General features: G+C 36.6%; 14 protein-coding genes. 4 read left to right on the forward strand and 10 right to left on the reverse strand.

Annotated elements, in window-relative coordinates; genetic code table 11:
* Both BMX83_RS01875 and BMX83_RS01880 read right to left on the reverse strand, forming a co-directional pair.
* Positions 1 to 265: transposase (locus tag BMX83_RS01875; RefSeq protein ID WP_143059469.1), on the reverse strand; the 265-nt coding region annotated here is incomplete at its 3' end.
* Between the two features lie 88 nt (positions 266 to 353).
* Positions 354 to 962: a superoxide dismutase gene (locus tag BMX83_RS01880; protein WP_091632555.1), complete on the reverse strand. Its 609-nt coding sequence runs from the start codon at positions 960 to 962 to the stop codon at positions 354 to 356.
* Positions 963 to 1,172: 210 nt separating this feature from the next.
* Here BMX83_RS01880 and BMX83_RS01885 point away from each other — a divergent pair, with 210 nt between their 5' ends.
* Complete coding sequence (locus BMX83_RS01885) at positions 1,173 to 1,949, forward strand: DUF1189 domain-containing protein (protein ID WP_091632558.1); 777 nt, start codon at positions 1,173 to 1,175, stop codon at positions 1,947 to 1,949.
* Positions 1,950 to 2,005: 56 nt separating this feature from the next.
* Here the strand turns inward: BMX83_RS01885 and BMX83_RS01890 are convergent, their stop codons facing one another.
* Positions 2,006 to 3,331, reverse strand: coding sequence for a DEAD/DEAH box helicase (locus tag BMX83_RS01890; protein WP_091632561.1), 1,326 nt, complete (start codon positions 3,329 to 3,331; stop codon positions 2,006 to 2,008).
* A gap of 288 nt (positions 3,332 to 3,619) precedes the next feature.
* On the opposite strand from BMX83_RS01890, the gene zwf reads away from it, so the two are divergent.
* The gene (gene zwf / locus BMX83_RS01895; protein ID WP_091632565.1) at positions 3,620 to 5,068 is read left to right on the forward strand and encodes a glucose-6-phosphate dehydrogenase; all 1,449 of its coding nucleotides are present in this window, start codon (positions 3,620 to 3,622) and stop codon (positions 5,066 to 5,068) included.
* A gap of 595 nt (positions 5,069 to 5,663) precedes the next feature.
* Here the strand turns inward: zwf and BMX83_RS01900 are convergent.
* Both BMX83_RS01900 and BMX83_RS01905 read right to left on the reverse strand, forming a co-directional pair.
* A complete protein-coding gene (locus BMX83_RS01900; protein ID WP_091632568.1) occupies positions 5,664 to 7,175 on the reverse strand; it encodes a phosphohexomutase domain-containing protein in 1,512 nt (503 codons plus the stop codon).
* Between the two features lie 39 nt (positions 7,176 to 7,214).
* A complete protein-coding gene (locus BMX83_RS01905) occupies positions 7,215 to 7,670 on the reverse strand; it encodes an arginine repressor (RefSeq protein ID WP_091632571.1) in 456 nt (151 codons plus the stop codon).
* A gap of 687 nt (positions 7,671 to 8,357) precedes the next feature.
* Between BMX83_RS01905 and argS the strand changes: the two genes are divergently transcribed.
* On the forward strand, positions 8,358 to 10,052 hold the full coding sequence (gene argS, locus BMX83_RS01910; protein WP_091632573.1) for an arginine--tRNA ligase: 1,695 nt from the start codon (positions 8,358 to 8,360) through the stop codon (positions 10,050 to 10,052).
* A 121-nt stretch (positions 10,053 to 10,173) separates the two neighbouring features.
* Here the strand turns inward: argS and trmL are convergent, their stop codons facing one another.
* The 4 genes from trmL to BMX83_RS01930 all read right to left on the reverse strand — a co-directional run bounded on the left by trmL (position 10,174) and on the right by BMX83_RS01930 (position 14,051).
* Positions 10,174 to 10,683, reverse strand: a complete 510-nt coding sequence (trmL, locus tag BMX83_RS01915; protein ID WP_091632576.1) for a tRNA (uridine(34)/cytosine(34)/5-carboxymethylaminomethyluridine(34)-2'-O)-methyltransferase TrmL — start codon at positions 10,681 to 10,683, stop codon at positions 10,174 to 10,176.
* Between the two features lies 1 nt (position 10,684).
* Positions 10,685 to 11,860, reverse strand: coding sequence for a tRNA epoxyqueuosine(34) reductase QueG (gene queG / locus BMX83_RS01920; RefSeq protein ID WP_091632579.1), 1,176 nt, complete (start codon positions 11,858 to 11,860; stop codon positions 10,685 to 10,687).
* Between the two features lie 37 nt (positions 11,861 to 11,897).
* A complete protein-coding gene (locus BMX83_RS01925) occupies positions 11,898 to 12,920 on the reverse strand; it encodes a D-alanine--D-alanine ligase family protein (protein WP_091632581.1) in 1,023 nt (340 codons plus the stop codon).
* A gap of 291 nt (positions 12,921 to 13,211) precedes the next feature.
* Positions 13,212 to 14,051 carry a methyltransferase domain-containing protein gene (locus tag BMX83_RS01930; protein ID WP_091632583.1) on the reverse strand — a complete coding sequence of 280 codons (840 nt, stop codon included), beginning with the start codon at positions 14,049 to 14,051 and terminating at the stop codon, positions 13,212 to 13,214.
* 89 nt (positions 14,052 to 14,140) lie between these two features.
* On the opposite strand from BMX83_RS01930, the gene BMX83_RS01935 reads away from it, so the two are divergent.
* Positions 14,141 to 14,572, forward strand: a complete 432-nt coding sequence (locus BMX83_RS01935) for a DUF2188 domain-containing protein (RefSeq protein ID WP_091632586.1) — start codon at positions 14,141 to 14,143, stop codon at positions 14,570 to 14,572.
* A 534-nt stretch (positions 14,573 to 15,106) separates the two neighbouring features.
* Here the strand turns inward: BMX83_RS01935 and BMX83_RS01940 are convergent.
* Entirely contained in the window at positions 15,107 to 15,436 is a 330-nt protein-coding gene (locus tag BMX83_RS01940) for a YtxH domain-containing protein (RefSeq protein ID WP_091632588.1), read from the reverse strand.
* Positions 15,437 to 15,438: the final 2 nt, after the last annotated feature.

Consider the following 15,438-nt stretch of genomic DNA (forward strand, 5'->3'; position numbering starts at 1 on the left):
CAAGTGCGATAGCGAGATCTTGATAGGACACTTCTGTAGTTAAGTATAACTCTACCGCATCTCTCTTGAATTGAACAGAATAACTCTTAATTTGACGACTGCGTTTCAAACTTTCTTTTCCCATTGCTTTATAACTAGCTACCCATTTTTGAATAGTTGTTTTACTGGATATCCCATATTTGTTGGCAAGGAATAAATATCCTCCTCTTTGATTTAAATAATCTTGAACGATTTTCATTTTTAACTCATAGCTATATTTAGCCATAAAAATACCCCCAAAAGTTAGAATTTTTAGGTCTAACTTTTGGGGGTCGGCTCAAAGAGCCCCGGCCTTTCGTTATTTATTTTTTTACTTATTTAGCGTTTTTGTAACGTTTTGATACTTCTTCCCAGTTTACAACGTTCCAGAAAGCTTTGACATAGTCAGGACGCTTGTTTTGGTAATTCAAGTAATAAGCGTGTTCCCATACATCTAATCCTAAAATAGGCGTTTTTCCTTCTGAGTAAGGAGAATCCTGATTCAATGTATTCATAACTTCTAATTTACCATCAGTAACGACTAACCATGCCCATCCTGATCCAAATCGGCCTGTTGCTGCGGCAGCAAATTTTTCTTTGAATGACTCAAAGTCACCAAATGTTTCTTTTATTGCGTCTGCTAATTCACCTGTCGGCTCTCCGCCACCATTTGGCGAAAGAATTTCCCAGAAAAGAGAGTGGTTTGCATGTCCACCACCGTTATTTCTTACAGCAGTTTTGATATCTTCAGGTACTGAATCCAGTTTTTTCATTAAATCTTCGATACTTAATTCAGCTAACTCCGGATGATTCTCAAGAGCTTTATTTGTTTTAGTTACATATCCTGCATGATGTTTGTCATGGTGAAGATGCATTGTTTCTTCATCTATTGTTGGTTCCAATGCGTCATAAGCATATGGTAAATCTGGTAAAGTGTATGTCATAATTAACATTCCTCCTATTACTATTTATCGTACACATCTATTGTAACATTTCGGTCACACTATTCAACTAATACGCTTCACTTTCCTTGTGCGCAATCTAAAAAGAGCTAGCTTGCTCTTTCTTTTTCATACAACTTAAGGATGATTGCAATTTAACGCGTTTAGAAGTAAACTTACCTTATTACTTAAAAACAGAAAGGCGTTTATTAAATGAAGGAATACTTAAAACTTGGTTTCACTGCTCCAAATGAACTCTATAAAGCAATGAAAATGACTAGAAAACAATTATTCTATTATTTCGCTTTGCTCACTCTTGTTATCACTATTTCGATGGCATCATTGTTGATGACCGTTATGGGTAACCTTAAAGAAGATGGTCAAGAGATTACTGAAAAACTTCCCTCTTTTCAAATTACTGATGACAAACTTATGGTAGAAGAAAAAACAGAATCCTATGTCCATCAAACAAATTCTTTCTTATTCTTCTTTGACCCGAATGATTCTATACAAGAAGAAGAAATCGACACTAACGTTGAGCGCTTGAATACACCAATTGGTATAGGCTTAATGGATGATCAATTTTATTTAAATATCGTGGGACAATCCTTACCTGTTTCATACGCTCAATTGGGAACATTTAATGATTCAGATTTCAAAGATATAATGGCTGATATGGGACGTTTTTCACCTGTCGTTCTCTTTTTCACTTTTGTAGTTACTTATATCGCCAGTGGGTTCAGTCTTTTATATGAATGGCTAATCATTGCCCTATTTGCAAATGTGATGAAGACCTTTGCTCGAATCGCGATCCCCTTTGGAAAAATCGCTCGCATGGCACTCATTGCACTCAGTGTGCCAACCGTTATATTTGCGCTCTTTGAAACCTTTGGCCTATTTATCCCATTCACCTTTGAAATAACACTGGGCTTCTCGCTTCTCTTCGTTTACCGCTCTTTAAAAAACTATAAAAAGAAACATAAAAATTAAAAAAAGTTCTTCACGGCTGATTTGATTGACCAAACAGCGTGAAGAACTTTTTTTATTTAATCTTTATTATTTTTATTCAAACGATGCGCACGTCTTTTCTTATCTTGCTTTTTACGTTCAATTTTTCGTTTATACCCTGGTTTAATATTCTTCTTTAGTTTCTTTCTTAACCCATGAATTTCAGGGTCAAAGTCTGTTTTTTGTGTGTTTTTATCTTTACGCTGATTTCTTCGGTTTCTATCGTAAGCATCCACTACTTCACCCTTCTTAATTTCCTTAGGTGAGAACGTAATACCTCGTTTTTCAATTGTCACAATATCTTGCTCATCATCTGGTCCATAAAGCGTAATAGCTATACCACTCAACTGGTTTCGCCCTGTACGACCCACACGGTGAACAAAATAATCTAAATCTTGTGGAACTTCAGCATTAATAACGTGTGAAACGCCCTCAATATCTATACCGCGAGCTGCCAAATCTGTTGCGACAATATACTGATACTCCAGATTTTGGATTTGTCTCATCACTCTACGACGTTCACGTGAAGAAATACCGCCATGAATGACAGCTACCTTGAGCCCTTTTTTCTTTAACTCAAGTGCAATTTCATCAACATATTCTTTCGTATTAGCAAAGACTAAGGCCAAATACGGCTGACCGATCGTTAAAAGACGATGAATCATATCAATTTTATTCTTACCCTTAGTTGATATTAACCAATTTGAAACTGTATCTGCGATCACTTGTTCGTTTTCTACTTCAAGAAGCATAGGATTGTTCATATATTTTTTCAAAAACGGCTGAAGTTTCTGTGGTACAGTAGCCGAAAACACAAGCATTTGACCACTTTCTGGTAAACGTGCAGCAATTTTATCGACATCTTCTAAAAAGCCCATATCAAGTGTCATGTCCGCTTCATCTACAACCATATAAGTTGATGTATAAATAAGCAGATCGTTACTTTCAATAAGATCGACTAATCGTCCTGGAGTACCAATAACCACATGTGGCTGAGCATTTTTAAGTTTTTGAATCTGCTTGTTTTTATCCGTTCCTCCAATGTAAGACTGAACATTGATTGGATCCTTGGAATAACTTGCTAGCTGAGATGCAGCGTTCGCAAGCTGTTCGGCCAATTCTCTACTTGGTGCAGTAATTACAACTTGAACCTCTTCTTTTTGAGGATTTATTTCATTAAACAAAGGCAATAGAAAAGCGTGTGTTTTCCCAGAGCCTGTTTGCGATTGCCCAATTATATCTCTGCCTTTTTTCACTACAGGGATTACTTTTTCTTGAATTTCAGTGGGTTCTTTAAATCCTAATTCAGTTATTGCTTCTACAAGATAATCATTCAAATTAAATCTATCGAATGGGTGTGTCATTTTTCATTCCTCATTTCTGTTCACCTCGTATTGTACCAAAGCCAAGACAATCACGCCACAACAAATCGCTGTAAACGAGAAAAACTGCATTAATATAAAGTAAAACCCTTCACTTTTAAAGTAAGTGTGTCGGATTATTTAGATTTCTCCTCTTTTATCAACTTAAAAAAATCTATTTTAAAAAAACAATCCGCTCTTCGTGACCATTCAGTTGATTGATACACAAATTAAAAGTAAAATGGTATGTAGATGCATAAACATGCTAGCCATGTAGAAAAGAGGGAAATAATGTCCAAAGAAAAGAGAGCGTTATATATTATATTCGGAGCAACCGGGGATTTAGCTTCCCGTAAATTATATCCTGCATTATATCGCTTGTATTCAAAAGGTTATTTAAAAGAGCATTTTGCAGTCATTGGGACGGCCAGAAGAGAATGGTCGGATGAATATTATCAGAACATAGTTAAAGAAGCAGTTGATTCAATTTCTGACTCAGAGGCAGACGCTGAAGCCTTCTCCAGTCATTTTAGATATCAGTCTCACAACGTTAATGATTCAGAGCATTATCACACACTTAAAAATCTTGCCGATTCATTGGACACTAAATATGATATTCAAGGAAATCGTATTTTCTATCTTTCAATGTCTCCTAACTTTTTCGGCACAATAACTAAACATTTAAGAGACCAGAAATTAGTAACAGAGAATGGTTTCAATCGTGTTATCATTGAAAAACCATTTGGTACTGATTTCGAATCTTCTCAACACTTAAACAATGAAATCAATGATTCCTTTGATGAAAATCAGCTATACCGTATCGATCACTACTTGGGCAAGGAAATGGTTCAAACAATTCTAGCTCTTAGATTTTCCAATCGTCTTATCAAAGAAAGCTGGAATAGTGATTCACTTTCATCAATACAAGTTACTCTATCTGAAGATTTAGGTGTTGAAGAACGTGGCGGTTATTACGATAAAAGTGGTGCTTTAAGAGATATGGTCCAAAACCACATTCTTCAAATCGTTAGCCTATTGACCATGGATGAACCGGATTCTTACACTACAGAAAATGTCCGAAAAGAAAAACTAGCCGTACTAAAGTCTCTTAAACGTCCAAACGTAGCAGAAGATTTTGTTCGTGGGCAATATAGTTTTTCAGATAATGGGAACTTAAAAGCGTACCGTGATGAAGAAAAAGTCAGTGCTGATTCCATGACTGAAACTTATGTCGCTGGAAAAGTTACTGTTGATACAGATAAGTGGCGCGATGTACCTATTTACATTCGTACTGGTAAGCGTATGAAAGAAAAAACGTCTCGTGTTGATGTTCTCTGGAAAAAAACAGATCAGCAGATTTTTGATGAAGGCGACTCAATCTTAACAATCCATATTAGCCCTGATGAAGGGATTGAGCTTCAATTGAATGACAAGAAAATAGGGCCAGGTATGGAAATCCAACCTGTCTCTTTGGAAGCGATGCGCTCTAAAGAAATGCTCAAAGCGAGACCAGAAGCTTATGAAAAACTATTACTCGATGTACTAAATGGCGATGAAACTCACTTTGCTCATTGGGGCGAAGTTGCTGCGTCGTGGAAATATGTTGATTTTATAAGAGAAGCCTGGAATAAAGATCTGGAAAATATCCCCTTCTACACCGCATGTTCAATGGGGCCAAAAGAAGCAGATGATTTACTTGCCAAAGATAATCAGAAGTGGCTTTATAACCCAAACAAGTAAGAACACTATAATTTAATAGTACCATCGCCGGTAAGTTCAGTCTGTAACTGAACTTACCGGCTTTTATATTGTCGTGTATGATAAATTTGATTTGAATTTGAATCTCCTTTACAAATTGTATTATTTTAAATCACTTGCGAGCGAATAGGTGGAACTTCGCTATCTTCGACCGTTCCAACATCTTAATATCCGAGCAAAGCGTCGATCTTCGCTATCTTCGACTGTTCCAGCATCTTAATATCCGAGCAAAGTGTCGAACTTCGCCATCTTCGACCGTTCCAGCTTCTTAATATCCGAGCAAAGTGTCGAACTTCGCCATCTTCGACCGTTCCAGCTTCTTAATATCCGAGCAAAGTGTCGAACTTCGCCATCTTCGACCGTTCCAGCTTCTTAATATCCGAGCAAAGTGTCGAACTTCGCTATCTTCGACATCTACAACAAACCTTCCTCCAGTCAAAATGTCGAATGCCTCTCCGTTCAGTATACGAACGCGTCCAATTGATTTAAGTAAGGTATATAATACGCGACTACTAGCAAAGCGCTCACCAAAAAAACACCTTTCCTCAATTTCAAAATGAGGAAAGGTGTTTTCAACTTATAATTTACTATTATCTATATAACTTTCATAATGAAAAAATGTTTTCAATTTATCTTTAATAGTCGGTATGGTTCCGGCTGTATCATTTTCAATTTGCAGAACAAGTTTAGGTTCATGAAGACTCATACGCAAAAGCAGCCATCCATTTCCATAAGGTTCAGTTATTTGTACACGTTTACCTTCCAAATTATTAGGTACTAAAGTGAAGCCATCAGTGCCATTTACCCAGTCAGCAAAACGCTCAAGTGTTTCCATGCCAATATCTTTGTAATCATCAGTCGTAATCACAAAACGAACTTCCTCTGTCTCGGCCGGTTGTTCAAGATGCTTAATAAGATCTGTTACACTCTTGTTTTCTTCAGCTAATTTAGCCTCTTTTGCGATTATTTTAGCAGCCAAATACGCACCGTCATCTAAAAAATAGTTTTCACGTAAGGCAGCATGTCCGCTTGTTTCAATCGCTAATGCGCAATCAATGCCCTCCTCGTTCAATGCAATTCCACGATTGATAACGTTTCGGTAGCCAGAAATATAGCGATCTACTTTCCCGCCTATTTCTTCTACAAATTGGATAAGGTGATCAGAAACCGGAGAATTGGTAACGATTGTTGTCCCAGGATTCTCATCCAATACTATTGCGCCTATAAGCCCAATTAAGTTATTTCTATTTATGCTGTTTCCTTCACCATCAACAATCGCCGAGCGATCAACATCGGTATCAAAAATAATGCCTAAATCTGCTTTGTTCTCCAAAACAGCGTTGGATATACTTTTCATGGCTTCTTTATTATCCGGGTTAGGTTCATGGTTCGGGAACGTGCCGTCAGGGTCTAAAAATTGACTCCCACTTGTATCCGCGCCCAGTATGTTCAACACTTTATCTGCAAAGAATCCGCCTGCACCATTTCCTGCATCGACAATAATTTTACGATTTTGCAGTGGCTTTGTAGTATCATCAACATTCAAAGCTATTCTAATTTTATCAACAAGGTCCGCCGCGTAAACTGCAAGTAAATCCTGCTCTTTTGGTTTAGTTTCTATTGCATCACTAGCTTCAACTTCTTCTTCAGCCAGTGCTAATATAGATGCAATATCCTCATGTTCCAGTCCGCCTGCGTGCGTAAAGAACTTCAGGCCGTTATATTCCATAGGTAAGTGGCTCGCCGTAATCATTATGCCAATATCAGATTCAAATTCTTGATATCGCGTGGACATGAAAAGTGCCGGAGTTGTTGCCATCTTTGCATCTATGACATTTACACCTAGACGAGTAAATGTTTCAGTCAGCCAATTTTTAATGTCCGGACCCGTTAAGCGACTATCGTGTCCAATGGTGATGGTTGTGTCTGCTAAAGCTTTATCCGTTTTTTCTAACCACCAGTGTATAAGTCCATGCGCAATTTTTTTAATTGTATCCTCTGTTAAATTCTTTTTCTGCTTTTCTGTATCCAGAGCGAATCCACGAATATCTGATCCGTTCTGTAAAGCGCTTAAATCTATCGTCGTCATCTTGAAATCTCCTTTGTAAATCTTATATTTAGAATAACTCTATTTTTTCAATTCGCCATCAATATGTTGAAAGACTTTTTCAGCCTCTTCATACGTTTTTGAAATCAAAACGATTGTGTCATTTCCAGCAACTGATCCTACTACTTCAGAATAATGAATATCATCGACTAAAGCACCGATTACATGGGCATTCCCTGGTAAGGTTTTAACAACATTAATAAATTGAACCTGGGTCACATCAACAACAACACTTTTAATTGTTAAATCAAGTTTTTCTTCCATCGTTACTTTGTTATTCTGATAAATCGTATACCTTACTCCCCCCTCAGCCGATGCTGTTTTAACTAAGTTCATATCCTTAATGTCTCTGGATATTGTAGCCTGTGTCGCCTGAATCCCTTTTCTAAAGAGATGTTCAATTAGTTCATCTTGAGTAGATATCGCATTATTTAAAATAATTTGTTTGATGATTAATTGTCTTTCTATTTTTTTCATTTCCTCCCTACTTTCCATTATTTTTAATATATATATGTATAAGCTAATTATACCTTATTACAAATAAACATGCATCTGATAGTGTTTTTATTTATTTGCTTATAATAAATGACAGAACCGTCTTTTTAAATCTCTGTGAAAAAAAATGTCGGAAGACTAAATAATAGATAAATTTAATCTAGAGATAAGAAAAATAGTCGTGATAACGTCTTCATATATCTTAATTTACCACAGATAAGGTAGAAGCGATAAATATTTTTATATTTTAGAAAGAAAATTTGTTTCAAAATAACTTTTTACAAGAGAAATATAATAGGAACTAATAAAGTTGAGCTGCGATTTCTGAACGTGACTTTAGACTCTCTCTTTTTATCTTAGAAATAAACGTAAGGGTACTACTCTTGTTGTTTTTCTCTAACAATGCCTTTTTTTAGTCGAGCAAAGACAGTCTTAAGTACAACTAAAATACTTCTAAATTATCCAATCATTTTCCGCCTAGTATCCAACACTATTACTTCTGGTTCTTTCCTTATAATATCTTGCCACTTAGGCCAAGCTTTGCTATAATACAAGTGATTAATACTTATGTAATCGGAGACGGCATGATTTTTTATACAAAATTATAGCCCTTTTTTTATAATTGTATTAAACGTAAAGGGTTAGAAATCAATTACTGGAGGTCTTTTAATGGACTATAAACAACTTATTGCTGAAGCACTACACGAACAGCTTAGCGAACAACTCGAATTAAATGAAATAAAAGATTTGCTTGAAAAGCCTAAACACGCCGATCATGGTGATGTTGCTTTTCCTACATTTCAGCTAGCAAAAATATTTAGAAAGAATCCTGCACAAATTGCTCAGGACATCGGCTCGTCGATTTCATCACCACTTATTGAAGACAAACAAATCGTTGGCCCTTATATAAACTTTTTCCTTAAAAAAGAAATTGTATCAAGTGCTGTTTTAAAAGAAGTTGTTTCTGAAAAAAATAATTTCGGTAATTTAAATATTGGACATAACAGCAATGTTCCTATTGATATGTCATCTCCAAACATAGCTAAACCTATGTCAATGGGCCATTTACGTTCGACGGTCATTGGAAATGCATTAGCTAACATTTTTGCAAAAGTTGGCTATAACCCTATTCGCATCAACCACATTGGAGATTGGGGAACGCAATTTGGGAAACTTATAACAGCATATAAAAAATGGGGTTCAGAAGAAGACGTTAGAAAAGAACCGATTAAAGAGCTCCTCCGTCTTTATGTTAAATTCCATGCAGTTGCTGAAGATGATCCTTCCCTTTTAGAAGAAGGACGCCTATGGTTTAAAAATTTAGAAAATGGAAATGAAGAAGCGGTTGAACTTTGGACTTGGTTCAGAGAAGAGTCGCTTAACGAATTCAACAAAGTATATGACCGTTTAAATATTTCCTTTGATTCCACTAACGGTGAAGCCTTTTACAATGATAAAATGGGAGAAGTCGTTGATCTTTTGAATAGCAAAAACTTATTATCATCCGATCAAGGCGCTCATATTGTTGATCTAGAAAAATATGACTTGAACCCTGCTTTGATTATGAAGTCAGATGGCGCAACTCTCTATATGACTCGTGACTTAGCAGCCGCGCTTTACAGAAAAAATACGTATAACTTTGCACAGTCACTTTACGTAGTTGGCCAAGAACAATCCAATCACTTCAATCAGTTGAAAGCTGTTTTAACAGAAGCTGATTTCGATTGGGCTAATGATATTCATCATATTCCGTTCGGCCTCATCACGAAAGATGGAAAGAAATTATCTACACGTAAAGGTAAAGTTGTTCTTCTTGAGGACGTACTAACTGAGGCCCATAATCTTGCTTTGAAACAGATCGAAGAAAAGAATCCTGATTTACCAAACAAAGAAATTGTTGCTGAACAAGTCGGTGTTGGCGCTGTTGTCTTCCATGACCTCAAAAATGATCGTCTAAATAATTTTGACTTCACGATTGAAGAAGTGGTTCAATTTGAAGGCGAGACCGGTCCTTACGTCCAGTACACACGTGCGCGTGCTATGAGTATATTAAATAAAGCTGGCGTTACTGACTTTGATCCCTCTAACGCATTCGAACTTAGCGATGAATACAGTTGGGAAGTCATCAAGTTGCTTCAAGAATATAAGCATACTATAAAACGTGCTTATTTAAACTACGAACCATCAATTATTGCTAAACATGCGATCCATTTGGCTCAAGCCTTTAATCGTTTCTATGCAAATGTTCGTGTACTTGATGAACATGATGAAAAAGAAGCGCGTTTGGCACTTGTCTTGGCAACAACTGAAGTATTGAAAGAAGACTTGCGCATTCTTGGTGTCGAAGCACCGAACGAAATGTAAAGCGTTCATAAACCAAATAAAACGGCATCACCTCTTTTAGCAAAGGGTGATGCCGTTTTTAGTATGTTTATAAACTATTTAATCCAATTTATTCCATTAAAGAATGTTGGCGTAATACGCGTTATTTCAACTTGTCATTTTCGTAAGTATACACCTGATCTAAACCGGCAAAGTTCTGCTGTCTTAATGCTTCAAAAATAAGAATATTAGCAGTATTGGAAAGGTTTAGTGATCTCACATGCTCATCATTCATTGGTATGCGCAGGCACTTCTCAGCATTTTTTTTCATAAACGCTTCTGGTAAACCCGTCGTTTCTTTCCCAAATAAAAAATAGTGATCTTTGGACGTATCTGAATAATCAATATCCGAATATACTTTTTCTGCAAATTTAGAAATTAAATACAGAGGGTTCTCTCCGACAGTGTCTAAAAAAGCCTCTAAATTTTTATGATACCTGATGCCTACTTTATCCCAATAATCTAGACCTGCTCGTTTCAGGTGTTTATCATCTGTACTAAATCCCAAAGGTTCAATTAAATGCAAAATTGTATTGGTTCCAGCACATGTTCTGGAAATATTCCCCGTATTTGCTGGAATAAGTGGTTCAAATAAAACAATATGGTTGGTCACGCTAATTCTCCTTCATGTTAAGCTTGTTCATCCGTTCTTTTAAATCATTAATCGCACTTTGAAACTCCTCAATAGTCTCTTCATCTGTTTCTTTTAAAAGGGCCTCTTCAAGAAAGGCAATAATTTCACCATTGGGCCGCTTATTTGTAATAACGCCTATTGCCCACGCTGCGGTTCCTCTAATCATAGGTCGGACATCATTATCAATGACATTGAGTAAATCAGGCACGGCGGAATAGTCGCGATAATTGGCTAAAGCTATGATTGCATTCCGCTGTAAAGGTTTCTTTCCGCGCCAGGATCCAGCCAATTCTCCGAAAGTTTCTTTGAATTCACGGTTGGAGATAGTTAAAAGAGGTTTCAATTTAGGGTTTGTATTAAAAGGTTCTGGTTCCATTTCTTCATGAAAATGTGAATCCATTCCTTTATTATACGGACAGACGATTTGACAAATATCACAACCGTAAATCACATGCCCCATTTTACGACGATATTCTTTTGGCATGTAACCTTTGGTCTGAGTCTGAAAAGAAAGACAACGATTAGCATTCATACGCCCATCGCCAAGCAAGGCATCCGTTGGACAGGCGTCTATACATCGTGTGCAGTCGCCACAACCAAAGGCAACCTCTTCATCCGCTTCAAACTCAATATTCGTGATAATTTCACCCAAATAAACATATGAGCCAAATTCTTTCGTAATCAGCAAACCATTTCGCCCGATAAACCCGAGTCCAGCGCGTTGTGCTACCGCGACATCAACCAATTCACCTGTATCGACCATTGGTTTGAAGGAAACATTTTGAGGCGCAATCTCCTTAATATAGTGAATAAGCTTATTCATGCGGTCTCTTAAAATATAATGGTAATCTGTCCCCCAAGATGCCCGAGCAAACTCTCCCCGCCTTTCGCCTTTGACGCGAGGAGGTTTGTTGTGCATCTTAGAAGGATAAGCCAAGGCAATTGAAATAATAGACCTGGGTTCATCAAATATTTTTTCAGGATAGACACGCTCTTCTATCACTTTATGTTCAAAACCTGAGTGGTGTCCTTTGGCTTGTTGCTTTTTCAGTTTATCCTCCAGAGAGTAAAAAGGTTCGGCATGAGTAAAACCAATTTTATCGATTCCGATTTCAGCTGCTTTTATCTTTATCAATTCTTTTAGATCTTGAGTCATGTTCTTACTCCTTTCACTCCGCTCATCACAATGTTCCTTACTTTTTATCTACAGCAAGTTGAGCTATTCTATCACATAAAGTATCATAATCGATACCTCCTGCTGTTGCTTCTTGTGGGAAAAGACTCGTCGGTGTCATCCCTGGAAGAGTATTAGCTTCGATACAGTATATTTCTCCAGAATCCGTTACAATAAAGTCAATCCTAGAATAGTATTCAAGACGCAATACTTTGTGTACTTGCTTAGCAATAGCTTGCATTTCTTTCGTAAGTTTCTCACTAATTTCAGCAGGGCAAATTTCGACCGTTGCTCCCTCTTGATACTTATTCTCGTAGTTGTAAAAGCCAGATTTCGGAATAATTTCTATCGGTGGTAAAGCCGTATCCTCTAATATGCCAATGGAGAATTCTCTTCCTTTTATCATTTCTTCTATCAATACATTGGTTGAATATTTTCTTGCATCTGCAATCGCTTCTTTTAATTCCTCAGCTTTTTCAACAAGGTAGACGCCAATACTTGAACCACCAGCATCCGGTTTCACAACGCAAGGTACAGACATTTTCGGCTGTTGCTCATCACTTAAAACTTCCCAGGTCGGTGTTTTAATGCCATATTGCGACATAACTTCCTTAGCCAAAATTTTATTCATGGCAATGGCACTACCCATATAGCCTGTTCCTGTATAAGTAATGTCGTATAAATCAAAGACAGCTTGTATTTGACCGTTTTCTCCAAGTTCACCGTGCAATGATAAAAAGACCAGATCGGCTGTCTGGCTAATTGGAATAATATTATCACCTATTAATTCGTTCGGCTTATCCTTTTTTGATCGCAAAAGATTCAAATCCGGTATTTGTCTTTTAACTTTGTATTCATATTTATTTTTATTTAATTTTTTATACGCCTCTTCAAATGTGTTAGCTTCTGTTGTTCCAAAGTAAAGATCAAGTAAAATAACTCTATGACCGTTTTTCATTAAGGCGTTAGCGATTAAACTACCCGAGCTCATGGATACTTCGCGCTCATGGCTGTAGCCTCCTGCTATTACAACGATATCCATATTCATTCTCCTCTTTTGAATTATATATGTATTATACACTATTTATGTCTCATTTATGTAGTCTCATATCTTGTTATCACATTTTTTACAGAAAAAAACGTACCGTCTCGGTGGCAAGCACTGCGAAACGGTACGTTAATGAAACCTTTTGGGTCGTCATTTGCTTTTATCAGCTTCTGATGGGATTGCTGATAAAAATGAATGAACCAAATAAGCTTATGTTCTCCATAGTATCATCTTTTTCTTTTGAGTACAAGCAAATAACAGTTATTTTAATTTTAATTCAACATTTTATTCTTCTATTGTTTTGTTTCCTACAAGAATCTCCATATCTATCGTAATACGTCTTAGTTTTTCGTATTTTGTTTTTGGAATATCAATGTTCCAAGCCAATGGAGTCATTTTCAAAAAGTCACTTATTTCTTCGTCAGTAAGTTCTACCGTATAGTTAACCGGATAATTTTCTACATTTTTAAAGTGTTCCATAAACTTATTTTTTACCTCTTCATTAGAATATGTCTGTTTACTCAAGGTCTGAAAAGAGCGCAATTCAGTGAGGTAATTTTTTCCAGGAACAACTTTAATCACACGGCCGTTTTCTTTAAGTAAACGATCAAATTCATCATAGTTTGACGGGGATAATATATTTAATATCGTATCAAATTTCGAGGTTTGAAAGGGAGATTGGGCTAAATCCGCTACTACAAAAAAGGGTGAGCTATAGGTTGCTGCCCCTAAATTGATTCCTTCTTTTGAAATATCAAAGGCTATGACAGGTCCTTTTAACCCCTTTTCTTTTAAATATGCACTGTGAGCGCCCTCTCCACATCCTGCATCCAATGTCACCCCATTATTTTTATTAATTAAAGGATATAAAACATCTAACATCGGCTTCCAAAAACCCATTTTTGCAATACGTTGACGGGATAAAAGCATCTCTCTTGAATACTCCGTCTTTGAAGGCTTCATGAGAAAGTAAATCGTCCCCTTTTTGGAGAGATTATATGTATGATTTTCACCGCATATTAATTGGTTCCCTATTACATTTTTGAAGTCACTCGCACATACAGGACATCTAAATAGATCTAAATGTTCCTTCAGAAATAGTGCTGATTTATCTATTTTTTTCATTTATATACCTCATTTTCAAAGCTAATATTAGACGGTTTTACTTATTCATGATATAACGAAACTAACGAATATGAAAGGATGAAATGCATATGCCTTGGAATTTAGAAGATTATCCTGCTTCATTTGAGAATTTAGATCCTCTTGTTAGAAAAAAGTCAATTGACATCGCGAATGCATTAGTCGATGAAGGATATAGTGAAGATAGAGCGATTCCCATCGCAACCAGCCAGGCAAAAGAATGGGTTTTAAATGCTTCAGACGAGGAGCTTAAGTCTTATAAACGCGCTAGCAAACCAAGTAAAACGGATTCGCATGAATCTGAAGTCAATACTGACCTTCTAAATAATGATGTCCTTGTTTATTTTGAAGGCGAAGAATGGAAAGTACGCACAAAGAATGCCAAGCAAGCTGATACTACATTCGAAAAGAAACATGATGCTGTTGAACGGGCAAAAGAAATCGCTCATAACAAAGACTCATCTGTTATTCGCTTCACTAAAGATGGTGACCGCCAAAACTAAACATTAATTAAAGAGTTGAATACGCGCAAAACTGATGTCTACTGATTTTGCGCGTGTTTTTTTGTATTCTTGGATATATTATCGGATTTCTACCTAGAGTCATCCTGCTTCGGACAGTGCAATTCATTATTTTAATTAAACATGTCAAACATTGGTAACTTCGACTCTTTCTAATCATTTATAATCAAGAACTGTCCGAAGTTCACACAGGTTCGGACAGTCCAATTCATTATTATAATTAAACATGCCAAACATTAGTAACTTCGACTCTTTCTAATCATTTATAATCAAGAACTGTCCGAAGTTCACACAGGTTCGGACAGTCCAATTCATTATTATGGTTAAACATGCCAAACATTAGTAGCTTCGACTCTTTCTAATCATTTATAATCAAGAACTGTCCGAACTCACAAATAATAAAGCAAACACATCCCCCCCAACCAAAACAAGAAAGAGTCGGCTAAGGCCGACTCTCCCCTCTAGCATACTAAAGAAAAGAGAGAAGCATCAGCGCTTCTCTCTTCGTATTGTTTATTATTCTTCAGTGAAAACATCTGGCGATTCAGTGTACGTTTCTGTATCTGTGTAGGCATGAACCGGTGCTTCTGCTGTAGTTTCTGGGGTACGCTCATATTCGACGGGTTGATTTCTTATATCTTTTTCAGTTAATTGTTCGTCGAGCCAAATTTCTGTTTCCATAACTGCCTCATCCATACGAATGATCGCTTTGTTTTTTGCATCTTTTATCTTCAGTTTCATATCATCTTGAAATTCTTTTCCTGACTGTGGTGCTAATAAATACGCTGCAGCAGCTCCTGTTAAGGCGCCTAAAACTGCCCCAATTCCAAAACTTTTCTTTGACATTT

The organism is Alkalibacterium gilvum (assembly GCF_900109085.1).
Classification (GTDB): Bacteria; Bacillota; Bacilli; order Lactobacillales; family Carnobacteriaceae_A; genus Alkalibacterium; species Alkalibacterium gilvum.